General features: G+C 66.7%; 25 protein-coding genes and 1 pseudogene. 15 read left to right on the top strand and 11 right to left on the bottom strand.

The annotated features are described in order from the left end of the window. Positions 1 to 28: 28 nt before the first annotated feature. From NM2_RS24450 to NM2_RS24460, 3 genes are all read right to left on the bottom strand, one after another. Positions 29 to 1,477, bottom strand: coding sequence for an NF041680 family putative transposase (locus NM2_RS24450; protein WP_067673218.1), 1,449 nt, complete (start codon positions 1,475 to 1,477; stop codon positions 29 to 31). Positions 1,478 to 1,576: 99 nt separating this feature from the next. Continuing rightward, complete coding sequence (locus NM2_RS52635; RefSeq protein ID WP_157121283.1) at positions 1,577 to 1,960, bottom strand: transposase; 384 nt, start codon at positions 1,958 to 1,960, stop codon at positions 1,577 to 1,579. A gap of 9 nt (positions 1,961 to 1,969) precedes the next feature. After that, entirely contained in the window at positions 1,970 to 2,404 is a 435-nt protein-coding gene (locus tag NM2_RS24460) for a nuclear transport factor 2 family protein (protein WP_067673220.1), read from the bottom strand. Positions 2,405 to 2,495: 91 nt separating this feature from the next. Between NM2_RS24460 and NM2_RS24465 the strand changes: the two genes are divergently transcribed. Beyond that, positions 2,496 to 2,981: a MarR family winged helix-turn-helix transcriptional regulator gene (locus tag NM2_RS24465; protein ID WP_067673223.1), complete on the top strand. Its 486-nt coding sequence runs from the start codon at positions 2,496 to 2,498 to the stop codon at positions 2,979 to 2,981. Between the two features lie 545 nt (positions 2,982 to 3,526). Here the strand turns inward: NM2_RS24465 and NM2_RS24470 are convergent. The 5 genes and pseudogenes from NM2_RS24470 to NM2_RS24485 all read right to left on the bottom strand — a co-directional run bounded on the left by NM2_RS24470 (position 3,527) and on the right by NM2_RS24485 (position 8,294). After that, on the bottom strand, positions 3,527 to 4,477 hold the full coding sequence (locus NM2_RS24470; protein WP_067673224.1) for a class I SAM-dependent methyltransferase: 951 nt from the start codon (positions 4,475 to 4,477) through the stop codon (positions 3,527 to 3,529). A 198-nt stretch (positions 4,478 to 4,675) separates the two neighbouring features. After that, positions 4,676 to 4,875, bottom strand: a pseudogene (locus tag NM2_RS47775) (type I glutamate--ammonia ligase); the annotation flags it as partial. A 69-nt stretch (positions 4,876 to 4,944) separates the two neighbouring features. After that, positions 4,945 to 5,862 carry an acetoacetate decarboxylase family protein gene (locus tag NM2_RS24475; protein WP_067673226.1) on the bottom strand — a complete coding sequence of 306 codons (918 nt, stop codon included), beginning with the start codon at positions 5,860 to 5,862 and terminating at the stop codon, positions 4,945 to 4,947. A gap of 149 nt (positions 5,863 to 6,011) precedes the next feature. Continuing rightward, positions 6,012 to 6,725: a type 1 glutamine amidotransferase domain-containing protein gene (locus tag NM2_RS24480; RefSeq protein WP_067673228.1), complete on the bottom strand. Its 714-nt coding sequence runs from the start codon at positions 6,723 to 6,725 to the stop codon at positions 6,012 to 6,014. A 276-nt stretch (positions 6,726 to 7,001) separates the two neighbouring features. Further along, positions 7,002 to 8,294, bottom strand: coding sequence for an NADH:flavin oxidoreductase/NADH oxidase family protein (locus NM2_RS24485; protein ID WP_067673230.1), 1,293 nt, complete (start codon positions 8,292 to 8,294; stop codon positions 7,002 to 7,004). 108 nt (positions 8,295 to 8,402) lie between these two features. Here NM2_RS24485 and NM2_RS24490 point away from each other — a divergent pair, with 108 nt between their 5' ends. Then, on the top strand, positions 8,403 to 8,987 hold the full coding sequence (locus NM2_RS24490; protein WP_067673232.1) for a TetR/AcrR family transcriptional regulator: 585 nt from the start codon (positions 8,403 to 8,405) through the stop codon (positions 8,985 to 8,987). Positions 8,988 to 9,321: 334 nt separating this feature from the next. Beyond that, the gene (locus NM2_RS24495) at positions 9,322 to 9,723 is read left to right on the top strand and encodes a nitroreductase/quinone reductase family protein (protein WP_067673322.1); all 402 of its coding nucleotides are present in this window, start codon (positions 9,322 to 9,324) and stop codon (positions 9,721 to 9,723) included. Between the two features lie 187 nt (positions 9,724 to 9,910). On the opposite strand, the gene NM2_RS24500 is transcribed toward NM2_RS24495, so the two are convergent. After that, the gene (locus NM2_RS24500; RefSeq protein ID WP_067673234.1) at positions 9,911 to 10,687 is read right to left on the bottom strand and encodes an IclR family transcriptional regulator; all 777 of its coding nucleotides are present in this window, start codon (positions 10,685 to 10,687) and stop codon (positions 9,911 to 9,913) included. A 250-nt stretch (positions 10,688 to 10,937) separates the two neighbouring features. Between NM2_RS24500 and NM2_RS24505 the strand changes: the two genes are divergently transcribed. From NM2_RS24505 to NM2_RS24545, 9 genes are all read left to right on the top strand, one after another. Next, positions 10,938 to 11,981, top strand: coding sequence for an NrtA/SsuA/CpmA family ABC transporter substrate-binding protein (locus tag NM2_RS24505; protein ID WP_067673236.1), 1,044 nt, complete (start codon positions 10,938 to 10,940; stop codon positions 11,979 to 11,981). A gap of 1 nt (position 11,982) precedes the next feature. Further along, a complete protein-coding gene (locus NM2_RS24510) occupies positions 11,983 to 12,822 on the top strand; it encodes an ABC transporter permease (RefSeq protein ID WP_067673238.1) in 840 nt (279 codons plus the stop codon). After that, the gene (locus NM2_RS24515; protein WP_067673324.1) at positions 12,819 to 13,571 is read left to right on the top strand and encodes an ABC transporter ATP-binding protein; all 753 of its coding nucleotides are present in this window, start codon (positions 12,819 to 12,821) and stop codon (positions 13,569 to 13,571) included. Before NM2_RS24510 ends, NM2_RS24515 begins: the two co-directional genes overlap by 4 nt. A 16-nt stretch (positions 13,572 to 13,587) precedes the next feature. Further along, positions 13,588 to 14,613 (top strand): ABC transporter substrate-binding protein, encoded by a 1,026-nt coding sequence (locus tag NM2_RS24520; protein ID WP_067673241.1) that lies wholly within the window; start codon positions 13,588 to 13,590, stop codon positions 14,611 to 14,613. Further along, positions 14,610 to 15,740, top strand: coding sequence for an LLM class flavin-dependent oxidoreductase (locus tag NM2_RS24525; protein ID WP_067673243.1), 1,131 nt, complete (start codon positions 14,610 to 14,612; stop codon positions 15,738 to 15,740). Before NM2_RS24520 ends, NM2_RS24525 begins: the two co-directional genes overlap by 4 nt. Beyond that, the gene (locus NM2_RS24530) at positions 15,737 to 16,906 is read left to right on the top strand and encodes an LLM class flavin-dependent oxidoreductase (protein ID WP_067673245.1); all 1,170 of its coding nucleotides are present in this window, start codon (positions 15,737 to 15,739) and stop codon (positions 16,904 to 16,906) included. The genes NM2_RS24525 and NM2_RS24530 overlap by 4 nt, the downstream gene beginning before the upstream one ends. Positions 16,907 to 16,914: 8 nt before the next feature. Next, positions 16,915 to 17,622 (top strand): class II aldolase/adducin family protein, encoded by a 708-nt coding sequence (locus tag NM2_RS24535; RefSeq protein ID WP_067673247.1) that lies wholly within the window; start codon positions 16,915 to 16,917, stop codon positions 17,620 to 17,622. Between the two features lie 31 nt (positions 17,623 to 17,653). After that, entirely contained in the window at positions 17,654 to 18,595 is a 942-nt protein-coding gene (locus NM2_RS24540; protein WP_067673249.1) for an ABC transporter substrate-binding protein, read from the top strand. A 183-nt stretch (positions 18,596 to 18,778) separates the two neighbouring features. Continuing rightward, positions 18,779 to 19,522, top strand: coding sequence for an IclR family transcriptional regulator (locus tag NM2_RS24545; RefSeq protein ID WP_174575671.1), 744 nt, complete (start codon positions 18,779 to 18,781; stop codon positions 19,520 to 19,522). On the opposite strand, the gene NM2_RS24550 is transcribed toward NM2_RS24545, so the two are convergent. Together NM2_RS24550 and NM2_RS24555 are read right to left on the bottom strand one after the other, a co-directional pair. Continuing rightward, positions 19,485 to 20,753, bottom strand: coding sequence for a multidrug effflux MFS transporter (locus NM2_RS24550; protein WP_084531513.1), 1,269 nt, complete (start codon positions 20,751 to 20,753; stop codon positions 19,485 to 19,487). The genes NM2_RS24545 and NM2_RS24550 overlap by 38 nt on opposite strands. Next, on the bottom strand, positions 20,734 to 21,585 hold the full coding sequence (locus tag NM2_RS24555; RefSeq protein WP_174575672.1) for an alpha/beta fold hydrolase: 852 nt from the start codon (positions 21,583 to 21,585) through the stop codon (positions 20,734 to 20,736). The genes NM2_RS24550 and NM2_RS24555 overlap by 20 nt, the downstream gene beginning before the upstream one ends. A 103-nt stretch (positions 21,586 to 21,688) precedes the next feature. On the opposite strand from NM2_RS24555, the gene NM2_RS24560 reads away from it, so the two are divergent. The 3 genes from NM2_RS24560 (at position 21,689) to NM2_RS24570 (ending at position 23,963) form a co-directional block, all read left to right on the top strand. Continuing rightward, positions 21,689 to 22,174, top strand: coding sequence for an FAS1-like dehydratase domain-containing protein (locus NM2_RS24560; protein WP_067673251.1), 486 nt, complete (start codon positions 21,689 to 21,691; stop codon positions 22,172 to 22,174). Then, complete coding sequence (locus NM2_RS24565; protein WP_067673253.1) at positions 22,171 to 22,593, top strand: HTD2 family dehydratase; 423 nt, start codon at positions 22,171 to 22,173, stop codon at positions 22,591 to 22,593. The genes NM2_RS24560 and NM2_RS24565 overlap by 4 nt, the downstream gene beginning before the upstream one ends. Positions 22,594 to 22,673: 80 nt before the next feature. Next, positions 22,674 to 23,963, top strand: coding sequence for a Rieske 2Fe-2S domain-containing protein (locus tag NM2_RS24570; RefSeq protein ID WP_067673255.1), 1,290 nt, complete (start codon positions 22,674 to 22,676; stop codon positions 23,961 to 23,963). The last annotated feature ends 36 nt before the right edge of the window (positions 23,964 to 23,999 follow it).

Genomic DNA, 23,999 nt, shown 5'->3' on the forward strand with positions numbered 1-23,999 from the left:
GGTGCGCTGCATGCTTCTAGCTTGAGTTTTAACCTGTGCGGCGTGGTCGCGGTCCGGCTGGTTTTGATGCGCGGGTGTTGCTGGCGGTCTTGATGTGCCCGTCGTAGCGTGGTGCCGGGTGTTGGTTGCGGTGCCCGGGCGGCCTGCCCGGTCCGGGTCGGGAGGGTTTCGGTGCACTGGCGGGACAGGCGATGTTCGGGCGTAGGTGCCGAAACCCTCGTCGGACACGGGCTGGTGTAAGTCGTTGCGGGGCAGCGGGTTTCTCCCACGGCCTTCTCAGGTCGGCAGCCAGGGGGCGGGCCGGGCGGAGTTGTGTGTAGGCGGCCAGCAGCAGCCAGGTCCACCGGTCGGCCGCTGCCGGGTCGCGGAGTTTCGGGCTGGTCCAGCCGAGGGTCTGTCTCAGCATGCGGAAGGTGTGCTCGATATCGAACCGGCGAAGAAACGCCTGCCACAACAGATCGACCTCGGCAGCATCGAGATCGACGACCGAATGCCACAGCCACACCGGCTTCGGGATCGCACCGCTGGGCAGCCGATCGACGTCGAGGCGGATCACGGTGCCCTCGATCACCGATAGCTTCCCGAGCTCGGTGACCCAGGACGAGCGATGAGTCAGCCTGGGATGCAGGCTATTCCACGACTTGGCGGTGGCCTGGCCGTAGAGTCGCGTCTCGGTCGTGGTGGCGATGTCCGGCTCGCCCCAGGTCGCCGGGTCGCCGAAGACGAACTCTCCGCCGTGACGAGGCGGACGGCCGGTTCCGCCGGGCAGCCAGGGCGGAGCGGGTCTACGCAGGACGCGGTCCGAGCGCATCCGGCCCAGCACGGCCACGGGCAGGTCGGCCAGCAGGAACGCCAGCCGGGGTGCGTCGTAGCCGGCATCAGCGACGATCCAGATGTCCGGGTCACCAGCCCGCTGCTGCCCGCCGGCGATCAGGTTGCCGATCACGGCCCGCAGTTGGGCGGCGGTGACGGTGGCCGCGTCGTCACCGGGCGCCAAGCGGACCGCATCCAGCGGAGCGGTCCACGAGCTGCGGCCGGTTTCCAGCGCGCACACCACCGAGTACGGCCAGCCCGGGATCATCTGGTGTGTGTTCTTGGCTCGGCCGTAGGTGTGACACAAGATCCGTTCCGGGCAGGTATGCGTTTCGGGCCGCAACCAGCACGTGATGTCCACCGCCAGCACCAGCCGCCCATCCGCCGCCCTGGGCAGCGGGACACTCGCCAAAGCCCGCCGCAGCCGGGCCACGTCGATCCGGCCATTCTCGAGCGCTGCATACACGCTGCCGTGTCCCCGGCGATGCTCACCGACCAGCGACAACTCCGGCAGCGAACGCACCGGCCCATCCGCGCACAACACCGCCTCAACCAGGTCGAACACCGCATCCGACCGCGCGGTCACACACCGATACAACTCCTGTCGGAACACCGACAGGTCCCCGAACGCACCAGCATCGCCGGTGTCGTGCACACTATTCACCGAAGCCCTTGGAGTGAGTTTCTTTCTGTCGCAAGAAGAATCATCACCCAAGGGCTTCGTTCAAGATCAACCGGGGCACCGCGGCGCAACCCTCAGAGCTTAAAACTCAAGATAGGGCGTGTCTCCCAATAGTCGGAGCCATTCGATGACGAAGGCCAGGACGACTCCGGCCCGGTAGTTCAGCGCTAACTTGTCGTAGCGGGTGGCGACGGCTCGCCATTTCCATACCGTCTGCCATGGGCCGAAATGCTCGGGCAGATCCCGCCATGGCAGACCGGCGCGCAGCCGATACAGCATGCCTTCCACCACGAGACGGTTGTTGGCGAAGTTGCGGCTCACGCGGCCTTCGGATTTCGGCAGCAGTAGCTCGAGCAGTTCCCACTGTTCGCCGGTCAGCACGCGGTGCCGGTCACCGGGTGCGGTTGCTGAGACGGCCATGATGAACGACCGGCCCCTAACCAGGGGCCGGTCGATTCGGCTCATCAGAGGGGTCTACAGGGCGCGGCCGAGGGCTTCGGTCAGCGCAACCGCGTTGATCTCGAGGCCGTTGAAGCGCCAGCCGTTCTCGGTCCGGCGTGCCCGGTAGCGGTGAATCCCGGCCGCGACGGCCTCGGTTTTGTCGTCGATGACGAACACGGCGATGTCGTGAGCGCGCACCGTAGCGGTGTCACCGTCGAGGTCGATGACGAGGTTGCACTTGTTGTGCAGAGTCCCTGCGTAGGTGCCGTGGCCCGCGTGCACGAGTCCGATGAGCGCCTCGATGCCGCTGGCTTGCCCGCGCGGGGAGGTGACGACGACATCCTCGGTGAAGAGCCGGTCGGTCTCATCGAAGCTGCCCTCGTCGATCCACAGGCTGTGGCGGGCGACCAGGTCGGTGAGTTCGGCACGGTCGGCGAGGTCGCGGATCAGGGTTTCGGTGCTGGTCATAACAACATCCTCATTTGTTCGTAACTCTAACGTTTATGGCACTAACGAATCTAGATCGTTAGTGGCTCTAACGCAAGGGTATGCTGACTCCGTGCAGACCAGCGATGAACTGCGATTCGACGATGGTGAGCAGACCCCCGCCCGACTCAAAGGACAGCTGTCACGCCTCGTCGGAATGACAGCCGCCCAGACGCACCGCGTCGCGGGCGACGCCCTGCGCACGGTCGGCGCTCACAAGGACCACTTCGTGGCACTGGCCGCCCTCGCCGAGTTCGGCCCCGCGAGCCAGGCGGCCCTGTCCGGTCGCACCCGCATCTACAAGAGCGACCTCGTGTCGGTCCTCAACCACCTCGAAGACCATGGCTGGGTCCGCCGCGCCCCCGACCCGGCCGACAAACGACGCAACGTCATCACCATCACCGACGACGGCGAACACCGGCTCGCCGAACTCGACCGTGTCCTCGACCGGGTCAACGAACACATCATGGCCCCGCTCAGCCACGAAGAACGCACGCAAATGTTCGACCTGCTCGGCCGCATCAACGACCACCTCGCGAACCCCACCGACCACACCTGATCGCCAAACTCGCCTCGACCTAACCGGAACCCGTCACGGCCTCCACCGCCGAATGGTGAAAACCATTGGGAGATACGACCTAGGTGGCGGAAAGTCCGTGGCAGGTCGATCAACATCACTGACCAACCGGACAATCGTCCGGGCTCACGGCTTCTTCAGGTTCGCGCACTGAGAACGAGGTGACGAAATCGGTAGGCATGGATTCTACGCGAACGGGGTGTACAGCCTGTCGCGCTGAAAGCTGTTGCGGGTCAGCGGGAATGCTGATACCTGAGCCTCCGACAACATCAGATTCACCGAGGCCCGCCGCCCACAGCACGGTTTGCGAATATCGAGGACCGCGGCGACCCGACGGCACCAAGATCCCGGCACGGGCGCTTCGCTTCGCTGTCGAGAACCAGATCCCGCCCACCGAACGGCGCGGCGATCGCCGCTGCTGGTTTCCGGATAGGAACCAGTGACATTGCGTTGATTCCTCCGCATATCGCGACAAGAGTCCGCGGCCTCGGTCGCTCGGCTGCAGCCCGGTAGCGCCATGAGCATCGTTATGCCGATTCGGCGAGCACCGGGTCCGGAATGTCTCGGAGCGTGCCCGAGCGCGGCGCGGGCCGGTGCAGTCCGGTGTGCTTGGTGCAGGTGAACTGCATGACGTCGAGCCGGCCGTTGCGGAAGTGGTCGGCGCACGCGGTCATGTGGCCGATGTAGGCGTTGTAGGTGTCGTGCCCGGCGAGTTCGATCGCCCGATCGCGATGCTCCTGCAGCGCCGAGGCCCAGCACTCCAGTGTGGTGGTGTAATGCTGTCCCAGTCTCTCGATTCCGGTGATCATGAATCCGGCATCCTCCGCGTGCTGGGTGACCCCTTTGGGGTTGCGGCCGTTCGGTGGCAGGAGTCGGTCGCCCGGGAAGATGGTCCCGGGCGTGGACACCGCATCGGCAGCCGCGAACTCCGTCTGGTGGGCATCGGGACGGTCGGGGCCCGGTGCGACGACGGTCTGGATCAACAGCACGCCGTCCTCGGGCAGGGTCCGGTAGGCGAAATCGAAGAAATCGGGGTAGCGCTGCGGGTGGAGGTGTTCCAGCCTGCCGATACACACGATGCGATCGGGGCGGCGATCGAATTCCTCCCAGCCTTGCCGACGTACCCCGCCGTAGGGGTGGCCGCGGATCAGGCGGTCGACGAGCTGATTGCGGACATATCGGTGCTGGTGGCGGTTGCTGGTCAGCCCGATCGCGTTCACCCCGTAGGTGTCCATGGCGCGCAGCATGGTCGACCCCCAGCCGCAGCCGACGTCCAGCAGGGTCATCCCCGGCCGCAGATCGCACTTGTCCAAGGCGAGGTCGATCTTCGCGAACTGGGCTTGTTCCAGGGTGTCGTCCGGGTGCGTCCACAGCGCGCAGCTGTAGGTGCGGGTCTTGTCGAGGAACAGGGTGAAGAAATCATCCGGGAGTTCATCGCGAGACCGGACCGTACTGGGGATTGGTCCGGCAATAGTCATAATGGCGGATCCTCTTCGCAATCGAACACTGCCGTGTACGGGAAGCGGGGTAGCCCGCTCCCTGCGTCATCACCTGCACCTGGGAGGCACAACATCCTGTCAACGCTAAGCAATCTCACATGATGGACTGAATGCCTGTGAGCAGAATTTCACCTGCATGTAACTGTGCCGGGTGCGCAACGCGGGCGCGCGTCTGGTGGATGACTGAAAAATTCTTCGGCTAACTTCTTGCATTCGGGTGTTCGCTCCGGTGATGGGGGTGCGCACGGCGGCGGAGCGGTTGCGTTGGGAGTACACCAGGTTGATCGGGGCCTCGAAGCCGGGACCAGGCGGTGGTAGGAGTTCCCCGTCGGGTTGGTGAACGCCGGCAGCGACGGCGCGTGGTACAGGATGCCGCCTCGCCGGCCACGAGGAGATGTGGCGGCTTGATCTCGGTGCCTGTTGGTGCGTTTGTTGTTGCGGTGCAGCTATTTTCGGCTGGGAACCGAGGTGGGGACGGGCATGTGCAGGGCGAGCTGGCCCTCGGTCATGACATCGAGCCGCAGAGTTCTGATCGGGTTGAGTGAACGCAGGTCCTCGGCCAGCCGGCCGTGCCCGAGTTCGAGGTCGATGTTGCGTGGCAGCAGCGCGCTCCCGCCCGAGAGCATGTTGATCTCACTCTTGGTGGAATGCCAGGCGTCGTCCATCCGTGTGTAGGAGGTCAACGTCGACACACGTTCGCCGGTGCGATGCGCTTTCTGGGCGGGGGTCGGCGCGGAGAAGGCGATATCGGTCCGCCCGTCGGCGGCGGCTACCCGTGCGGTAGTGCGGCCGGGGTCGATCTGCACATCGATATCGGTGACCCATTTGGGGAAGCCGTACCCGTCATGCCCGCGTACCTGGGCGATCTGGGTGGATACCGGGAGCGAGAGCACGTACGAATGCAGGTGGTCGTCGCTGAGTCCGGCGAGCAGATCCACCAAGCCCGGGCCCCTGTGCCGGGCCGGGCGGACCGCGACGCCGATGCCGACTTCGGTGTAGAAGTCGATATCGCACACGTCGTAGCGGAAGAACATGACCGAGGCCAATCCGAGTCCCGGCGCGATCTCCAGCGGTGTCAACTCCACGGGCAGCCGGGCGCGGATAGTGCGGGAGCGGGCCAGGATCACCAGGCGCGCGGTCGAGATGCGGTAGTAGAAGTTCGGGGTGAGTGTCTTGCCGATACGGGAATCGACCTCGGTCTTGGGGGTGTTCCGGAAGAAGTCGACGCTGCTGACGTGCGGATCTCGGGCGATATCGTCCAGATCGGTCCTCATCCGGTATCTGTCGTAGAGGCCGCCCGCGGGGACGCTGAGGGTGCGGGTGCCCAGGATGACCTCGACAGTGTCCTGGCTGGTGGATGGCATGGGATGCAACTCGCTCACTCGAATGTAGGCGGTGTAAAGATCGGGTGGATGGCTGTATGTACGCGGAGTCGACAATGGATCCGCGGTCGATCTCGCAGCGGTGCGGTGCGGGCGAGAGTGCTACCCGATCGATGGCAGCGATGCTCGGTCTAGGTCGTCGAGTGCGTGCCGATATCGGCGACGAGCCGCTCGGCCAGTTGCCGCGAGGACTGGGGATTCTGTCCGGTATAGAGATTTCGATCGACAACGATATAGGGCCGCAACGGAATTAGCGCCTTGGAGTAGTTCACGCCGGTCTCTTTCAGTTTGTCCTCGAGTAGCCAGGGTGCTTTCTTCGCGAACCGGTTCAGCAGTTCCTCGCGGTTGGACAGCCCGGTCATCCGGTAGCCGGCGAACGGGGAATTGCCGTCGGGGGTGGTCCCGGCGAGAATCGCGGCCGGTGCGTGGCACAGCAGGGCGAGAGGCTTGCCGGACGTCAGGCGTTCGGTCAGTAGCGCACCGGAGGTCTCGTCGTAGGCGAGGTCTTCCATCGGGCCGTGGCCGCCGGGGTAGAACACGAGATCGAAGGCGTCCGGATCGACGCTGTCCAGCGCCACTGGATGGGCGAGGGCGTCAGCGATGCGCTCGAGGTAACTTCGCACCTCCCGGCGTTTCCGCGGCATGCCGCCGGCGATGCCGAGGCTGAGCCGGTCGAGTGTCGGCGCTTTCCCGCCTGGTGTGGCCACGGTGATGTGCCAGCCGGCTTCGGAGAAGATCCGGTGGGGAACCGCGACCTCTTCGGCCCAGTATCCCGAGGGGTGTACTGTGCCGTCGTTCAGGGTCCAGCGGTCCGCGGCCGAAATCACGAACAGCACTTGTGTCATAGCCCTTATACCTCCTGGGGCGGCGGTGGGGAGACTCGAAAATCTGTGTTTCAGCGTCCGGTCACAATCATGGCGACAATGCCGGTTCTCGTTTCGAACGATCGGGGGTGACCGGCGGGAAGTTTGCACTGTTAACATTAATGGTTCGAAGGGTGCGGGTCAATCCTGTTGCGATATCGCCGAGTTCGGCTGATGGATCCTCACCGAATCCCTGTGTAGGTTGCTCGCAGATTCTTTCGAGTGGCGGTCGGTTCGCGGGGACGACCGTGCGTGGACTCAGCGCACTGCCGCACGGGCGGTCGGGGTTGTGGTCTGTTCCCGTTGCTCGGATGTCAGCCATCGGGAGTAGTGGCGCAGTGCGCGCGCCTTCGCACGCTGGTCGGCGATGAGTGCGAGCGTCGGCCGGATGCCGGGGGCGGGCTCCTTCCCGGCCGCCATCCGCCGCATCTGGTAGCGGACCTGCGCCATCTGCGCCAGGGAGGCGAGCGGTTTGTCGGACCAGTTCACCGGTTTCAATGTTCCGGCCGCGCCGAGTCCTTCGCGCCACCGGTTGGGCAGATCGGGGGTGACCGCAAGCGCGGTGCCCATCCCGATGACGGCGACCTTCTCGGCCAGCACGTGTTCGGCGGTGTCGCTGCGCGTGATACCGCCGGTGAGCATGAGCGGGATCGGGCTGCTCTTTGCCAGGTTTGCGGCCAGTTCCAGGAAGTATGCCTCGCGCGCGGCCGTGCGTCCGTCGGTGGGCCGGCCGGACATGGCGGGGCTTTCGTAGCTGCCGCCGGATACCTCCACCAGGTCGACGCCCAGCGCGGCGAGCATGCCGATGACCTGGTGCGCGTCGTCGGCGTCGAAGCCGCCGCGCTGGAAGTCCGCGGAATTGAGTTTCACCGCCACGGCGAATTCCGGTGACACCACCGAACGGGTGGCGCGCACGATCTCGGTCAGCAGTCGTGCTCGGTTCTCGAGCGAGCCGCCCCACTCGTCGATGCGGTTGTTCACCAGCGGGGACAAGAACTGGGACAGCAGATATCCGTGTGCGGCATGGATTTCCACGCCATCGAATCCGGCCAGCTCGGCCCGCTCGGCGGTGATGGCGAACCGGTCGATCGTCTCGCGGATCTGGTCGACGGTCATCGCCACGGGCTTGGCGAATCGTTTGGAGTGCCGGCCCACGTCGACGGCGATATCCGAAGGGCCCCAGGCGACTCCGGGCATATTCGCCTGTACTTGGCGACCGGGGTGGCTGATCTGCATCCACATCGCCGCCCCGGCGGCCTTACCCGCCCACGCCCACGCCGCGAACGGCTCCAGTGGGGAGTCGGCGTCCAGGACGATGCCGCCGGGGCCGGTCAGCGCTTCCGCGTGCACCATCACATTTCCGGTGATCAGCAGTCCCGCGCCACTGGCTCCCCACCGCCGGTACAGGGCGATGGATCGCTCGTCCGGCAACTGCCCCTGTCCGGCTAGACCTTCTTCCATGGCCGCTTTCGCGATTCTGTTCGGTAACACCGAACCGGACCGCAGCTGAACCGGTGAGAACAGCCCGTCCTGTGCTGAAGCGCTGGGCATCGGCGATCTCCTTCGAATAGGGGATGGTCACAACACTCATATCGAGTATGCGGTGCTAACATTAGAGCAGAATGTAAGCGGCGTCAACACTTGTTAAAGTGGTTAGCTATGGCAACGTCGACCACGTCGTATCACCACGGCGATCTGCCCAATGCCCTGGTACGCGCTGCGGTGGAGCTGCTGGAGGAGGGCGGGGCCGCCGAACTGTCGCTGCGCGCGGCGGCGCGGCGGGCGGGGGTGTCCACCGCTGCGCCCTACCGGCACTTCGCCGACCGCGACGCACTGCTGTCCGCGGTTGCGGCGGTGGGCTACCGTGAGCTGGCCGAAGAGCTGGCCGCGGCGCACTCCGCGCAGGCGACGCCCGAAGGTCTGGCCGCGGTCGCGAACGTCTATGTCCGCTTCGCTCTGACACGTCCGGGAATGTTCCGGGTGATGTTCGCCGAACCGTGTGATCCGACCAGCCCCGAGCGCGTCGCGGCTGCGGAGGCGATCAATGAATACCTCAAATTACTTGTGCAGCAAGCATTTCCGGATGCAGATCCGGAGCCGATGGCCACTGCGGTATGGGCCCTGGTCCACGGTCTGGCCTTCTTGCATCTCGACGGCAAATTGGATGCCTCGTCGCCGGCGGCCGTCGCCGAACGCGTCGATTCGGCGGTGGCCGCAGTACTCGGAGCGGTGGGGCGAGGGTAGCGAACGCGACTTCGGCCGGGTGCGGTCGAGCGCACGTGACCGATGGGGATTCATCCAGCGAAACCGACCATGGGTCGAAGCCGGGCCGGCCGCTCGGACATGCTCTGGCGTCCTTGGGGGTCGCGGATGGTGAGCGAACTTCCCTCATGCGCGCGATGAAGATCGATCGAATGTTGACGTCGCTCACACCTCTGCTAATGTATGCGCCGTTAACTCCTGCTTCGGTGGTCGACTGGGGTCGCGAGCGGCGGCCCGGTCGTGAGCCGTGGCGAAGATTCGCGACAAGGGGCATGCGGTGGGTAAGAACGCGGTAAAAGACGGCGGGGCGAAGTTGATGAACCTCGCGCACCGTGTGGTTCTCACGGTCAGTGGAAACAGGTTGCTGGCCAATCCATTCGGGATGCCGGTGGTCGAATTGCATACCATCGGGCGGAAGTCCGGGCAGCCACGGTCCTGCTACCTCACCTCTCCGGTGCACGACTCGGATCGGGTGGTCCTGGTCGCATCGAAGGGCGGCGACGATCGGCATCCGGATTGGTACCGCAATCTCCAAGCTCACCCGGATGCCGAACTGGTGATCTATGGTCGTCGGCGCAGGGTGCGCACCCGCACCGCGAATCCGAAGGAGCGTGCGCAGCTGTGGCCGCAGATCACCAAGGCGTACAAGGGGTACGCGAATTACCAGACTCGGACCACGCGTGAGATTCCTGTGATCATCTGTGAGCTGGAGAGCTGATCGCACCTCTGCGACCCGCCGATTCGGGGGAAGTCGCACGCGGCGAATGCCGATGTCGGCAGCCCGGCCACCGCTGGTGGTCTGTCCCGGGTAGCCTGCCCCCAGCCGGGGCTCGACCGGTGCGCTCCGCGAGCAACAATTGTCGGGCGAAGGGCGTGCTGGATCGAGCATTATCCGTGATGTCTTCTCAGGATGTGGCGAAGCGGGCGGCAATGTCGGCGGCTGTCACCGTGGCCAGTTCGACGAGGAACGGGACTCGTTCGGGGATCATGAGGGTGGTCGGGCCGCGGAGGCCGAGGGCGAAGCGGCAGTCTCCTGCCGGGGTGAGGATGGGCAGGCCGATGGTGCGGAAGCCGGGGTCTAGTTCTTCGTCGTTGTAGGCGTAGCCGCGGGCGCGGGTGTTGTCCAGTTCGGTGCGGAGTTCGGTTGGGGTGGAGACGGATCGGGTGGTGCCCTCGTCGTAGGGGAGTGTGTCGAGGAAGTCATCGGGGGTGTCGGACCAGGCGAGCAGGGCCTTGCCCAGGGCGCTTGCGTGCAGGGGTAGGCGCACGCCCATCAGGCGGTGTCCGTCGGTTTCCCGCCAGCGACTGGTGCCGAGCAGAACGGCGTGAATGCTGTGGCGGATGGCGACCGAAGCATTCGCGCCAGTGGTGGCCGCGAGCTGCTCGAGGCTGGGCTCGGCGAGATAGATCCGATGCTGGCGGTACGCGATCTGACCGTATTCGGCCAGCGCTCCGCCCATGCGATACCGACTCGAGGCTTCGTCCTTGTCCAGGAATCCGGCCTGGACGAGGGCGGTGAGCAGTCTGTGAGTGGTACTGATCGCCAGCCCTTGCTGACGGGCGACTTCCGATACGCCGCGGTCCTCGCCGTCGCGGAAACAGTCGAGGACCGATAGGGCGCGGGTGACGGTCTGCACACCGGAGGATTCCACGAGCCCGACCGTAACACGGTCGGGCAGCATGGACGGTACAAGCTTTCCGATATTCGGAATGATGTCCGAAGGCCGATTTGTATTCACGATGCGTGAAAACCTGTACCGCTGAGTAAAATTGGTCAATAACCGGGACTTCGGCACCCCTGCATCTGAACGGCTGATCTGTCAAGCTTTCCGATCTTCGGAAAGCATTACCTCGTATCGAATCTCGCGCGGACCTACTGTCGCCGAGTAGTCGCTCGACTTCGGTCGATGAATTCGGAAGAGGTGCTCCACGATGTTCCGCACGCGCAGGCCACACGGCTGGCGTCTCGCGCTCGCGCTCGCTCCCGTCGTCGCTCTGGCCGCGGCGTGTGGCTCCGGAGCCGCTACCGACGCGGGCCCGGGTAAAGAATTGGTCTTGAAGGTGGCCGATCCGGGAAATTCGGGTCCGCTGGCGGTGGCCAAACGGGACGGGACCTTCGACAAGGCGCTGGCCCCACTCGGCGCGAAGGTCGAATGGGTCACCACCACACCGGGTTTCAGCTCCATGCTGAAGCTGTTCAACACCCGGCAACTCGACGTGTCCGGGGCCGCGTTCAGTCCCGTCGTGGGCGCACTGTCCAAGGACGTGGCCGTGCGGATCGCGGCGGTGCAGGATCCGGCGGGTAAAGACCAGAGCGGCATCATCGCCACCAAGGCTTCTGGTATCCACTCCGTGACCGATCTGGTCGGCAAACGGGTCGCGGTGAATCCGGCGGGCAAGGGCGAATATATCCTGCTCAAGGCGCTGGCCCAGGCCGGAGTCCCGGCCGACAAGGTGACGCGGGTTCAGTTGCAGCAGAAGGACGCCGCCTCTGCCTTCGCCACCGGCAAGGTCGACGCGTGGGCCTCGTTCCTGGTGCCGTACCAGGAGGCCAAGGCCAACGGCGGCGTCGAGATCGCCACCGAACAGAGCATCGGTTCCAAGGACAACACGGTGGTGGTGTTCCGCACCGAAATCCTCGACAAGCGACCGGAAGTCGCCGCCAAATATCTCGAAGTGCTGCAAGGGCTGACCGCCCAGCAGCACGACAATCCGACCGCGTTCGAGAACGTCTTCGAGCGCAGCGGGCCCACGGCGCTCAGCGGCGCCCGGCTGGCGGATGCGCTGCGGGTCGACGCGGAGGCCACCATTCCCCGGCTGCCGCGGGACTCCGATGCCGCGGACCTCGCCGATGTGGTGAACCTGTTCGCCGACAACGGCGTCATCAGCCGCAAGATCACCGCCGCCGACATCTTCTACGACCTGAAGGCCAAGCTGAGCCCCGATCAGCTGGCCGCAGTGCAGAAGGGGCGCTGAGATGACCGCCGTCGTCGCTCGTGCCGAATCGGCGGGCCCGCTCGCACCACCGCGCAGCAGAGTCGAGAAGCGCAGGCCCGCATGGCTTTCGGTGCCACTGCGCATCCTGCTGCCGGCACTGATCGTGGCCGGCTGGTGGATCGGTTCGGCGACCGGCGCACTGTCACCGCAGGTGCTGGCGGGGCCGCCGAAGGTCTGGTCGGCGTTCACCGAACTGGCGCGCAGCGGCCAGCTCGCCGACTTCGCGCTCGCCTCGTTCACCCGCGCGGCCTTCGGCGTCCTGCTGGGCGTGACCGCGGGTCTGTTACTCGGGCTCGCGGCCGGATTATCCAGTCTCGGTGAGGAATTGGTCGACTCCACGATGCAGATCGTGCGCGCGGTCCCGTTCCTGGCGCTGGTGCCGCTGTTCATCGCGTGGTTCGGTATCGACGAGCTGTACAAGGTGCTGCTCATCGCGGTCGCCACCATCGCGCCGATGTACGCCTACACCTACCTCGGGGTGCGCAATGTGGACCGCAAGGTGGTGGAGGCTGCGCGCGGATTCGGTCTGACCGGTACGCGGCTGGTGGTCGAGGTGATCCTGCCCTCGGCGCTGCCGGGCGTGCTCATGGCGCTGCGAGTGTGCCTGTCCATCAGCATCACCGGTCTGATCGCCGCCGAACAGGTCGGTACCAGCAAGGGCGTCGGATACCTGGTCACCCTCGCACAGGAATACAACCGGACCGACTACATGGTCCTGTGTGTCGTGCTCTACGCGCTGCTGGGTCTGATCTTCGACGGTGTGGTGCGGCTGATCGAACGCTTCGCGATGCCATGGCAGCGACAGGTGGCGATCCGATGACCATCGTGGATGAAACTCGCACCGTCGCACCGGCGGCCGTGCGCATCGAAGGGTTGCGAAAAGCGTTCGGCGACAAGGTTGTTCTCGACGGTGTGGATCTGACCATCCGCCGCGGCGAATTCGTGGTGCTGCTCGGTCCCAGTGGCACCGGCAAGACGACCCTGCTGCGTCTGCTCACCGGGCTGGAGGTGCCGGATGCGGGACAGGTGCTGGTACCTGCCGTCCGCACCACCGTCTACCAGGAGCCCCGGCTCATTCCGTCCAAGCGGGTGTTGGCCAATGTGGTTGTCGGGCAGCGCCGCGCGAAGTCGACGCGTGACGCGGGCCTGCGCGCCTTGGCCGAGGTGGGGCTCGACGGGAAGGCGCGCCAGTGGCCGGCCACCCTGTCCGGCGGTGAGGCCCAGCGTGCGGCGCTGGCCCGTGCCCTGGTCCGGGAACCCGAACTGCTGTTGCTGGACGAGCCGTTCGCCGCCCTGGACGCGCTGACCCGTTTGCAGATGCAGGATCTGGTCGGCGACCTCGTGGCCCGGCATCGCCCCGCCGTGCTCATGGTCACGCACGACGTGGACGAGGCGGTCCGGCTCGCCGACCGCGTCCTGGTCCTGGACCGCGGCCGCTTCGCGGTCGACATCGATATCGATCTCACCCACCCCCGGGACCGCACGGACCCCGAGGCCCTGCGCTATCGGGCGAGTCTGCTCGCCGAACTCGGCGTTGGACGCGTCGCCGACAACCACCGAACCCCTTGACCTTCAGGAGTATTCGATGACCGACACACTCTGGTACACGCGCTGCCCGGTCCCCACCGCCAGCGGTCTTGCGCACAGCCTCGGCTGGCTGGGGGATACCGCCCAGCGTAACGGCCTGCGGTTCGGTGTTCTGCAGGACGCCGGGCCGGAACTGGCCGGATCCCACTTCGATCACGGACTGCCCGGACTGATCCGCGAGGGCGGTAATGTGCCCGCGATCGCCGCCAGGGCGCAGGGCTCGCCGACCCGGCTGATCGGTCTGACCTGGATCGACGAGGCCCAGGCAATTCTGGTGGGCCCGGATTCGCCGGTGCGCACGCCCGCCGAGCTGGCCGGCCTGCGGATCGGTATTCCGGCCTGGGCGCAGGACCAGGCGCGCAGCTTCCCGCGAGCCATGGCGCTGCACGGCTTCACCAGCGCCCTGCGCCTGGGTGGGCTCGGCCTCGCCGACGTCACCGTCGTCGAGCTGGGCGTCGAACGAGATCCGCAGGTGCGCACCGAAATTCAACAGCGTGCTCGTCGAGTGACCTGGGGTGCGGAGGAACTCGTGCGCGGTGAGGTGGACGCCATCTATGTCAAAGGCGCACGCGCACAGGAAGTCGCCGCGCAGCACGGTTTGCGGGTGGCCGTGGACCTCGATGCCACCGAGACGAGGCGGCTGCGCGTGAACAACGGCACCCCGCGCCCGATCACGGTGCACCAGGATCTGCTCGATACCGCTCCAGAGGTGGTGATCGGTTTCCTCGCGCAGAGTCTGCGAGCCGCCGACTGGGCCGCCGACAACCTCGACGGTGTGCGCAGCGTGCTGCAACGCGAAACCCTCTCCGGCCCCGAAGGCGTCGCGGCAGCCTATGGGACGGACTTCCATCGCGGCCTGCACCCGACACTGGACGACGATCGGGTGGAACTCCTGGGTGTCCAGAAACAGTTCCTGTATACCCACGGATTCCTGTCCGCCGACTTCGATCTCGAATCCTGGGTTGCCCCGGAACCGCTGGCACGCGCCCGCGAACTCGTCGCCGCCGGGCAGGTAGCGGCATGACCGAATTCCTGTGGCGGCTGCCCAGCCGCGGCGACGGTCGGCGCGCGCGCCCCGAACTGCGCCACCGCGGCGGCTTCTCCGATCCGGCACCCATCCCGGCGACGGGTATCGGTGCCCCGCGAGCGGCCGATCGCGAGCCCACCGACGTGCGGCCCGGCCGTTTCGGGCCCTTCGACGACCTGCATCAAGTGATCGATGCCGCCGAACTGGCCGGACTCGACGGGGTTCTCGCCCCCTACGATCCGCTCGGCGAGGAATCCTGGATCGTGGCCGGGGGAGCGTTGCGCGCGACCCGCCACAGCCGGGTCGTCGTCGAATTCCAGCCCGCCTTCGGCACTCCGGTGTACGCGGCCAAAATGTCGGCCACCCTGCAGCGATTGTCGGGCGGGCGGCTGGGATGGCGGCTGGCGGTGGATACCGACACCGAGGACGGGCGCAGCCGTGGTGACCGCGTGACCGGAGACGATCGCTACACCCGAGCCGCCGAATTCCTCACCGTGGCACGCGGGGTCTGGAACTCCGAACCCGTGCCGGGCGCCGGATTCCGCGGCACCGGGGTCGAGTTCGCGGGGGAGTACTTCGACGTGATCGACGGCGGTTTCCGTGGCGTATTGTCCGGCCTGCCGTTCCCTGAAGTCCAGCTGTCAGGCACTTCCGCTGCCGCACTGGATCTTTCGGCCCAGCACGGCGATGTGCACCTGTTCACCGAAACACCCCACGGTCCGGCCGAAGAGCTGGCGGGGCTGCGAGCCCGCACCGCCGAGACCGGCCGCACCGTGCGCGCCGGGCTCGAACTGCCGATCATCGCCCGCGAAACCGAGGACGAAGCCTGGGCGCGCGCGGAAAGGCAATGGCGCGAGGTGCGTCCGGACGGCCCCGGTGCGCGCTCGCTGAGCTTGGGGGACGGGCGCTGGGCAGGCTTCGACGCCATCGGACATCCGCAGACCATCGGCCTGGTCGGCAGTTACGAGCAGGTGGCCCGGCAGCTTCGGGCATACGCCGCAACCGGATTCGACACCGTCGTACTCACCGGCCACCCGCACATCGAAGAGGTGCACCGCGCCGGCGAGCACCTGCTGTTCCTCGCCGATCCGGCCACACGAACGCTGAAGGAGGCCGCGGTATGACCATCGATATCTACTGGCGCATCGGCATGGAAGGCGACCAGGCCTCGTTGCGCACGCCGCGCCGCTACAACCGCGGCAACGTCGGCGGGTACGGGCCGGGCAACATCGCTCCGGCCATCCGGGGCGGAGAACTGGACGGCTACAGCTACATCGACCATGTCGCCGCCGTCGCCAGGGCCAGCGAGTCCGCCGGATTCCTGGGCGGGTTGCTGCCCTCGTTCCCGGTCACCGAGGATCCCTGGGCCTTCGCCGCCGCACTGGCCCGCGAGACCACCACCTACCGATTCATGGTCGCCTTCCAGCCGGGCTTCCTGCACCCGGTGCAAGCCGCGCGAATGTCGGCGAGCCTGCAGCGTGCCACCGGGGGCCGGCTCGTCTACAACATCATCAGCGGTGGTGGTGGGCCTGCCCAATTGTGGTGGGGCGACAAGGTTTCCCACGACGACCGCTATGCCCGCACCAGCGAATTCCTCGACGTGCTGCGCGGAGTCTGGGATGGCGACCCGTACTCGCACGACGGCCGCTTCTTCCGCACCGAGGGCGCCGCACTGCCACCGGGCCTGGCCGGTCAGCCCTTCCCGGAGGTGTACTTCTCCGGGTCCTCGGGCGCCGCGGTCCAGGCCGCCGGCCGGCATGCGGACTACTACCTGTCCTGGCTCGAGCCGTTCGGCGACCTGCGCGCCAAATTCGACGGCGTGCGCACCCACGCCGAGAAGATCGGTCGCACACCGAAATTCGCGGTCCGCATCGACATCCTGGCCCGGCACACCGAAGAGGCGGCCTGGGACGAGATCCGCAAGGGCTGGGCCTTCGTCGACCGGGACGCGGCCAACCGTGCCGCGCAGGGCGATTCGGTGGGCGCGGGCCGCATCAAGGGCTGGGTACCCGAAACCATCACCGGCTACCGGGATCTGGAGGTGCAGCCCAACGTCTGGTGCGGGTTCAGCCTGATTCGCGGCGGCCCTGCCTTCGGCCTGGTCGGCAGCTATGAGCAGGTCGCGCAGCGTCTGGACGAGCTGATCGACCTCGGCGTCGACGCCTTCATCCTCGCCGGTAACCCGCATCTCGAAGAGGCCTACCGCGTGGGGGAGGAAGTGCTGCCACTGCTCGGCCGCTCCCGCCTGACCACCACGGCCGGTGCGTCCGCGCTCACCCACGCCCACTAGGAGAAATCATGACCAGCACCGAGATTCGGCTCGGCGACACCGTGGCCGACTTCGTAGCCGCCGCGACCCGTGACGCGGAGAAGGCGTTCCGGGTATTCCGCGATACCGGCACCGTGACCGGCAACGGAACCGTCAACTTCGTCGAACGCGTGCCCGGGGCGGACATCGCCGTCGCACTGAACGAACCCGGGCCCTGGGCCGAGGACCGCAGCGTGCAGCCCGTAGTGGCGACGTTCGATGGAGAAGTGTTGTCCGGCAACGGCTCTGCCGGTTTCGTCACCGGCTACGCCCCGGTGTTCCGCGCCCATCCGGAGATCACCTCCGTGGTGCACGTGCACAGTCCCTGGTTGGGTGGCTGGGCCCAGACCCACCGCACCTTCCCCATCCGCTACGCGGCCGTGCAGCGCCTGACCCTGTCGCGGGAGATCCCGCCGCACATCGACCGCAGCATCGGCGCGGGTGCGTTCGTCCTGGACCGGCTCACCCAGGATCCCGACCTGATCGCCATCTTCGAGGCCAACGGCGGCGCGAACGTCATCGGCCGCGCCGGACTCCTGGACCTGGCGAAACTGGTGGTTCTGCTGGAAGAGGGAGCCCAATACCAGGCCATCGCCGAAACCCTCGGCGGCTCAGTCGAATTCGACAAATCCAATCTGGCCGTGCAGTGGGGTCGCACGGGTCTGGCCGACGAGGCCCGCCGCCGCGGCCTGATCTGATTCGTCCCGCAACAACTTTCGAGGAGCACCCGTGACCGTTCGTGTCGGCTACTTCCCGCACAACAACTCCCTGTTCGTCCTGCGCCACCGCGGCATCCTGGAACGCGCACTGCCCGATGTGGAATGGGTGGATCTGCGCGCCCTGCCCCAGCCCGGCCGCGCCGACGTGAAATCCGCGCTGCCGTCGGTGCATTCGGACTACCTGTTCACCGAGGACGGCTACGACTTCATCGGCACCGGCTTCACCCCGCCGATCACCGCACTCGGCAACGATCGCGACATCGTGTACGTCGGCATCTCCGGACCTCGCATCGAGAACGGGCGTTTGGTCACCAAGGCAGGCAACGGAATCGAGTCGGTAGCCGACCTGAAGGGCAAGCGGGTCGGGATCGCGCACGGATCCTGGCAGACCACCCTTCTGTTGTTCGCGCTGGAGAAGGCAGGACTGGGTTGGGCCGATATCGAACCGGTCGACACCGATGTCCACGACGGCGGCGCGCTGCTGCTCGACGGCTCCCTCGATGCCTGGGTCGGCGCCTATCCTGGCCTGACCGCGGTCGAAGCTGCCACGACATTGCACACCCTCGTCGACACCGAGTCCGTGTTCAGCCACCCCTCCCTCTGGTTCACCCGCCGCGAGTTCGCCGAGAACAATCGCCCCGCACTGGAAGCCGTCATCACCGCGCTACAGGAATCCGACGCCTGGATCGTAGAGAATCCGCGCCATGCGGCCCAGTACTTCGTCGACGACATCGTCGCCCGCGGTGGCACCGCCGACCTCGACGCCTGGGAAGCCGCCCTGCGCGGCCGACCGTTCGGGATCGGCCCGGTGACCGAGGAATTCCTCGACGAACAGCAGCATGCCGCCGACCTCCTCGCGGTGAACAAGCTGCTCCCCAAGACGATTCGAGTTCGGGACGCGGTCGAACCCTCCATCGGAGATTTCGTCGCCAAGGCGGCGACCAGGGACTGACCCTCACAACTCGAGAACGAGGCTGCCGCGAACAGAAGAAGCCGCCGTAGCCATGCGCTCTTCGACATGATGGTGCGCTCGGACGCCACTGGCGAAATCCCCCCATGGATCGCAATGCGGGCAAACGGTATGGTGTGCAGACCTGGTCTGGAGAGTGGACCGCCCGGGTTCGTGGAGGCGATCATGCAATCGGTACTGGGTAAGGCGCAATTGCTGCTCGAGGCATTCGATGCCGAGGCGGGGGAGCTGTCACTGACCGAACTGTCACGCCGCAGCGGGGTCGCCAAGGCTACGACGTTCCGGCTGGCGACCGCGCTGGTCGAGTGGGGTGTTCTCGAACGAGCCGGGACGAGCTACCGTCTCGGCCTGCGTCTGTTCGAGCTCGGACAGCTGGTGCCCACGCAACGGGTGCTGCGCGATGCCGCCCTGCCGTACCTGCAGGAACTGCATGCCGCGACCGGCGCGACGGTGCATTTCGCGATTCGGGACGGTTTCGACGTGCTCTATATCGACAAGATCGTCGGCCATGGCGCGATCGAGATGCCGTCCCGGGTCGCGGGACGGCTGCCGCTGTACGCGACCGCGACGGGCAAGGCGATCCTCGCGTTGTCCGCCGCCGATGTGGTCACCGGGGTTGTCGAGAACGGGCTGCCGGCCTACACCCGGCGGACGGTCGCGTCGGCGGCGCATCTGCACCGCCAGCTCGTCACGATCCGGCGGAACATGCTCGCGGTGGAGGCAGAGGAAGTAGCCCTCGGTGTGGTCAGCGCGGCGGTGCCCGTGTTCGGGTCGCACTCGGTGCTGGTGGGGGCGGTCGGCATGTCTACCACCACCGCACGGATGCGACTCGAGCGGATGTCCGGCCCGCTGAAGACCGCCGGCGCCGGTATCACCCGGACACTGGGCTCTCTCGCGCGCTCGGCCTAGCACCCGGGACGGGCGGACGTCTGCTGCTCACCGCGCCCAGGGCGGCGAAACCGAGCCCGGCCGATGCGGTCGTCACGATCGCCACCGCGAGGCTGGTATTTCCCAGCAGCCCGACGATCGGTGCGACCACGGCCGCCGCGCCGAACTGTGCGAAGCCGACCATCGCGGCGGCCGTGCCCGCTATCGCGCCGTGCTGGGACAACGCCAGTGCGGGCGCGTTCGGCATCACGAATCCGGTGGCGCCGAGCAGGGCCAGGACCGGCAGCGCGAAACCGGCGAACCCGCCGGTCGCGGTTGCCGCGAGGACGATGAACGCCACACCGACCGCCGTACTCACCAGCAGCGAGACCAGGCTGATCCGCAGCGGGGACCATCGCTTCAGTAGCGCGACGTTCAGCTGGGAGGCGCCGATCAACACCACCGCCCCCGCCGCGAAGGCGAAACCGTAGGTCTGCGATGTGAGCCCGAACTGGCCTTGCATCACGAAGGACGACCCGGCGATGTAGGCCCACAGGACCGACCGGCCCAAGCCGCACACCAACACCAGGACGAGGAACCGCGGATCACCGATCAGGGTGCGATATCCGTTGAGCGCGTGCGAGATTCCGCGCTCGGCTCGCGCGTCGGGCGGCAGTGTCTCGGAAAGGGCGCAGGCGCCGAGCAGCATCATGCCCGCACCGAGCCCGGCCAGTACGAGGAACACCCCCTGCCACGAGACCGCGCTGAGCACCAACCCGCCGACCGACGGCGCGAGAATGGGAGCGACGCCCATCACGAGCATCAACCGGGACAGCACGATCGCGGCGGCGCGACCGACGAACAGGTCACGCACGACCGCCATCGCGATCACCCCCGTCGCGGCGGCACCGAAACCCTGGAGGGCGCGCAGGGCGCCGAGTGCCGCGACCGAAGGTGCGAAGAAGCATGCCACCGAGGCCGAGACGTGCACGGCGGTGCCGACGAGCAGTGGCCTGCGCCGCCCATAGCTGTCCGACAACGGGCCCACGACGAGCTGGCCGATCGCCAGTCCCGCCAACGTGCCCGTCAAGGTGAGCTGCACGGCGGTGTCGGTCGTGTGGAAATGTGCCGAAATCGTCGGCAGCGCAGGCAGATACATATCCACGGTGAACGGCCCGAGTGCGGTGAGCACCCCCAGGACGAGCACGAGCCGAATCCGGTCCGCGCCCTCGGGCGGGCGCACCGGAACCGCGTCACGAATGTTGTTGGTCAAGGAAGCCGGTCACCACGGAGTAGTAGTCGTACGGCCGTTCCTCCTGAAGGTGATGCGACGCCTTGTCCATCACGTACAGGTGTCCGTGCTCGATCATTCTGGCCAGCATCAACGGGTAGTCCGGCGTGAGGAAGGCGTCGTACATTCCCCAGGCGAACAACACCGGCGCGGTGATCATCCCGAGTTCGGCGGTGAGATCCTGCCAGTCACCCCGTGGGTTGTCCGACGCCGCCGCGAGAGCCATCTCCTCCGGGTCGAGACTCTGTTCGTAGCGCATGTCGAGGGTCTCGGACGGGAGCTTGTCGCCGTCGAACCACTCGAGGCGGGTGATCAGCTGACGCATCTTCTCCCGGGTGGGACCTTCTCCGCCGTAGTAGACGTCCCGGGCCGTCCGCCCGCGGTGACCGTTCTCCGGTAGCGGAGCGAGCGGGCCGTGGAACACCGGCATGCTGCCCGTGATCACCAGCGCGCGCACCCGGTCGGGGTATTTGGCCGCGAGGTTGAGCGCGATCGTTCCGCCCCACGAGTTGCAGACGAAGTCGGCGCGGTCGATGGCCAACTCGTCGAGCAGCGCGACGATCTTCGCCGCGTGGAAATCCCACATCGGGCCGGTGATCGTGCACTTCTCCGACCGGCCGTACTGCAGGATGTCGACCAGTATCGCCCGGCGGTCACGCGCGAAAAGCGGTGCGACAGGACCGAAGTCGGACCAGGCGGTGCAGCCCGGTCCGCCGCCGTGCAGGAAGATCGTGGGGTTCCCGGCACCGAGGTCGTGGTAGTGGAACTTCACGCCCGCCGCGTCGGCGTACAAGCTGTTCGGTAGTTGAGCCATGCGCACACTTGACGGCATTTCGCGAGTGGTGTGAAGGATCGGGGTCCGCTGGGCGGTCCCGGTCTGTGGCCGTGCCCCGGTGCGCGCGGTTAGCTTGCGGCGCATGCGATCAGATCTGCGAACGGCCCAGGATCGGGCTCACGCCCTCCTCGGCACCGTCGAGCACCGTGATCTCGGCCCGTTGCGGGTTACCGAGGCGGTGGCCTTCGCGCGCGCGTGCGGCGAACGCGACCCCCGGCTGCTGGACCCCGGATCGACAGGCTTCCAGGTGCATCCCCTGTACCTGCCCAGCCTGTTGCGCGGGCCCGACGGCGGCGTCGACGGGGACTACCGCGAAGACGGCATGTTCCGCGACGAGGTCCCCGGCACCGATGGACTGGATGTGCGTCTGATGGCGGGTGGGCAGAGCATCGCCTTCCACCGGCAGACGCCGCTCGGGGATCCGATCGCGGTGCGGCGCACGCTCGATGACGTGGCGTGCAAAGGCCGGCCGGGCTCGGAGTTTCTCCTGATGACGGTGTCGAAGGTCTTTCGAGCCGCGCGGGCCGGAGCACTGGCCACCGTCACCGAAAGGTTCATCGTCCGATGACGGCCCCGCACAGTGCGCATGCCGTCACAGGCCAGGGCATCGACCCTGTCGTGCTGCGGACCGACCCGGTGCGCCTGCTGCGCTTCGGCGCTGTCACGCACAACGCGCACCGCATCCACTACGACCCGGTCCACGCCGCGAGCGAGGGCCTGGACGCGCCCGTGGTGATGGCCCAGCTACACGGTGCGTTGTTGTTCCGCGCGGCGGCCGAGTTCGCCGGCGGGCCCAGTGGCGTGGTCTCCGTGGGATGGCGCAACCGCGCGCCCGCGTACGTGGGGTGTGAACTCGTCGTGACCGGCGTCGTCCGCGAGGTCGCCGACGGGCTCGTCACGCTCGAATTGCGGGAGCACACCGGGGACGGCGTGCTGTGCGCCGAAGGTGAGGCCGTGGTGGTCGCAAACGCGGACCGGGTCTGCTGAGTAAACCGAATCCGTTGGCGTCCGGCCAGGACTCGCCCAGTATTCGCACTATCACTCATCTCGTCTCGGGAGGACTTCACATGACTGGTGTCGAGGCGCCGAAAGCCGCGCAGGAGGTGCCTGAGCGTCCGCGTGCGGCCGGAAGGCAGGACTGGACGGCTTGGCCCAAGTACGATGCGGCCGGCAGCGGGTACCGCGGCTACTGGTATCCCGTCACCTGGTCCAACCACATCACCGGGACCCCGCAGAGCTACACGATCTGCGGGGAGAAGCTCGCACTCATCCGGGACGCGGGGAAGGTGTACGCGCTGCACGACCGCTGCCCCCACCGTGGGGTGCCGCTGTCGGAAGGCGACCAGCAGTTCCCCGGCACGGTCAGCTGCCCCTACCACGGCTGGACCTATCGCCTGACCGACGGCAAGCTCGTCGCGGTCATCACCGACGGCCCGGATTCGAAGATCTGCGGCAAGGTCGAGGTGCAGACGTACGCGGCGCAGGAGCGACTGGGGTTGGTCTGGGTCTACATCCCGATCACCCGCGAGCCCGCCCCGCCGCTGGACGAGCAGTTGCCGCGCGAACTCGTCGAGAACGAGGGCATCGTCGGCGGTCGTATTCAGCCGCGTGCGGGTAACTGGCGTTTCGCCTGTGAGAACGGCTTCGACGAGGGGCACGCGAAATATCTGCACCGCACCTCGCTGTGGCGGCTGTTCAAGCCGATGCCGACCTGGAACATCACCCGCATCGTGCGCGAGGGCCGATGGCTCTACCGCGTCCAGGACGAGGTGTATTGGGAGGCGGAATTCCCCGGCGTGGGGAAGTGGACCAACAAGCGGTGGTGGAAGAAACGGCCGGACGAGACGAAAGTCTCACAGATCGGCAACGTCGGCGCCGGACTGGAGGTGAATCCGGTCATCGCGGCGCAGAACTTCCCGGGCTTCGCGTCCCTGTCCATGCCCGGCGTGCTGCGCATCGCCTACCCCGACTTCATCCACTACGAGTTCTACGTGCCGGTCGACGACGACAATCACCGATATGTCGGTCTGATGGTGAATTTCGTGACCGGGGTGCACAAGCTCGGCTTCTACGCGAAGTACCTCGGGGCGATCCGCTGGCTGTTCCACGGTCAGTTCTCCGGGCAGGACGCGTGGATGGTCGAGGTCACCGACGCGCCGCCGGAAAAACTGTACCGGCCCGACGTCTCGCTGACCGCATGGCGCAATCTCGCCGAAGAGGAGTACGCCGAAAAGCTCACGGCCGCTGTCGAATTCGTCAAGCAGCCGGTGGCGCAGGCGCGTGCGCGCCGGGCGTCGGCGAAACAGAACGGCACCGGCGAGGCGGCCTCCGCACGCTCCGTTCCGTCCAGTGAATAGGGGAAGTACATGCTCAAGACACTGATCGCCTTCGTC

This window comes from Nocardia miyunensis NBRC 108239 (assembly GCF_001613065.1).
GTDB lineage: Bacteria > Actinomycetota > Actinomycetes > Mycobacteriales > Mycobacteriaceae > Nocardia > Nocardia miyunensis.

Coding starts and splice junctions, on each gene's coding strand:
- NM2_RS52635 (WP_157121283.1), bottom strand. CDS start 1,960: ATGAGCCGAATCGACCGGCCCCTGGTTAGGGGCCGGTCGTTCATCATG.
- NM2_RS24460 (WP_067673220.1), bottom strand. CDS start 2,404: ATGACCAGCACCGAAACCCTGATCCGCGACCTCGCCGACCGTGCCGAA.
- NM2_RS24470 (WP_067673224.1), bottom strand. CDS start 4,477: ATGACTATTGCCGGACCAATCCCCAGTACGGTCCGGTCTCGCGATGAA.
- NM2_RS24475 (WP_067673226.1), bottom strand. CDS start 5,862: ATGCCATCCACCAGCCAGGACACTGTCGAGGTCATCCTGGGCACCCGC.
- NM2_RS24480 (WP_067673228.1), bottom strand. CDS start 6,725: ATGACACAAGTGCTGTTCGTGATTTCGGCCGCGGACCGCTGGACCCTG.
- NM2_RS24485 (WP_067673230.1), bottom strand. CDS start 8,294: ATGCCCAGCGCTTCAGCACAGGACGGGCTGTTCTCACCGGTTCAGCTG.
- NM2_RS24490 (WP_067673232.1), top strand. CDS start 8,403: ATGGCAACGTCGACCACGTCGTATCACCACGGCGATCTGCCCAATGCC.
- NM2_RS24495 (WP_067673322.1), top strand. CDS start 9,322: ATGAACCTCGCGCACCGTGTGGTTCTCACGGTCAGTGGAAACAGGTTG.
- NM2_RS24500 (WP_067673234.1), bottom strand. CDS start 10,687: ATGCTGCCCGACCGTGTTACGGTCGGGCTCGTGGAATCCTCCGGTGTG.
- NM2_RS24505 (WP_067673236.1), top strand. CDS start 10,938: ATGTTCCGCACGCGCAGGCCACACGGCTGGCGTCTCGCGCTCGCGCTC.
- NM2_RS24510 (WP_067673238.1), top strand. CDS start 11,983: ATGACCGCCGTCGTCGCTCGTGCCGAATCGGCGGGCCCGCTCGCACCA.
- NM2_RS24515 (WP_067673324.1), top strand. CDS start 12,819: ATGACCATCGTGGATGAAACTCGCACCGTCGCACCGGCGGCCGTGCGC.
- NM2_RS24520 (WP_067673241.1), top strand. CDS start 13,588: ATGACCGACACACTCTGGTACACGCGCTGCCCGGTCCCCACCGCCAGC.
- NM2_RS24525 (WP_067673243.1), top strand. CDS start 14,610: ATGACCGAATTCCTGTGGCGGCTGCCCAGCCGCGGCGACGGTCGGCGC.
- NM2_RS24530 (WP_067673245.1), top strand. CDS start 15,737: ATGACCATCGATATCTACTGGCGCATCGGCATGGAAGGCGACCAGGCC.
- NM2_RS24535 (WP_067673247.1), top strand. CDS start 16,915: ATGACCAGCACCGAGATTCGGCTCGGCGACACCGTGGCCGACTTCGTA.
- NM2_RS24545 (WP_174575671.1), top strand. CDS start 18,779: ATGCAATCGGTACTGGGTAAGGCGCAATTGCTGCTCGAGGCATTCGAT.
- NM2_RS24555 (WP_174575672.1), bottom strand. CDS start 21,585: ATGGCTCAACTACCGAACAGCTTGTACGCCGACGCGGCGGGCGTGAAG.
- NM2_RS24560 (WP_067673251.1), top strand. CDS start 21,689: ATGCGATCAGATCTGCGAACGGCCCAGGATCGGGCTCACGCCCTCCTC.
- NM2_RS24565 (WP_067673253.1), top strand. CDS start 22,171: ATGACGGCCCCGCACAGTGCGCATGCCGTCACAGGCCAGGGCATCGAC.
- NM2_RS24570 (WP_067673255.1), top strand. CDS start 22,674: ATGACTGGTGTCGAGGCGCCGAAAGCCGCGCAGGAGGTGCCTGAGCGT.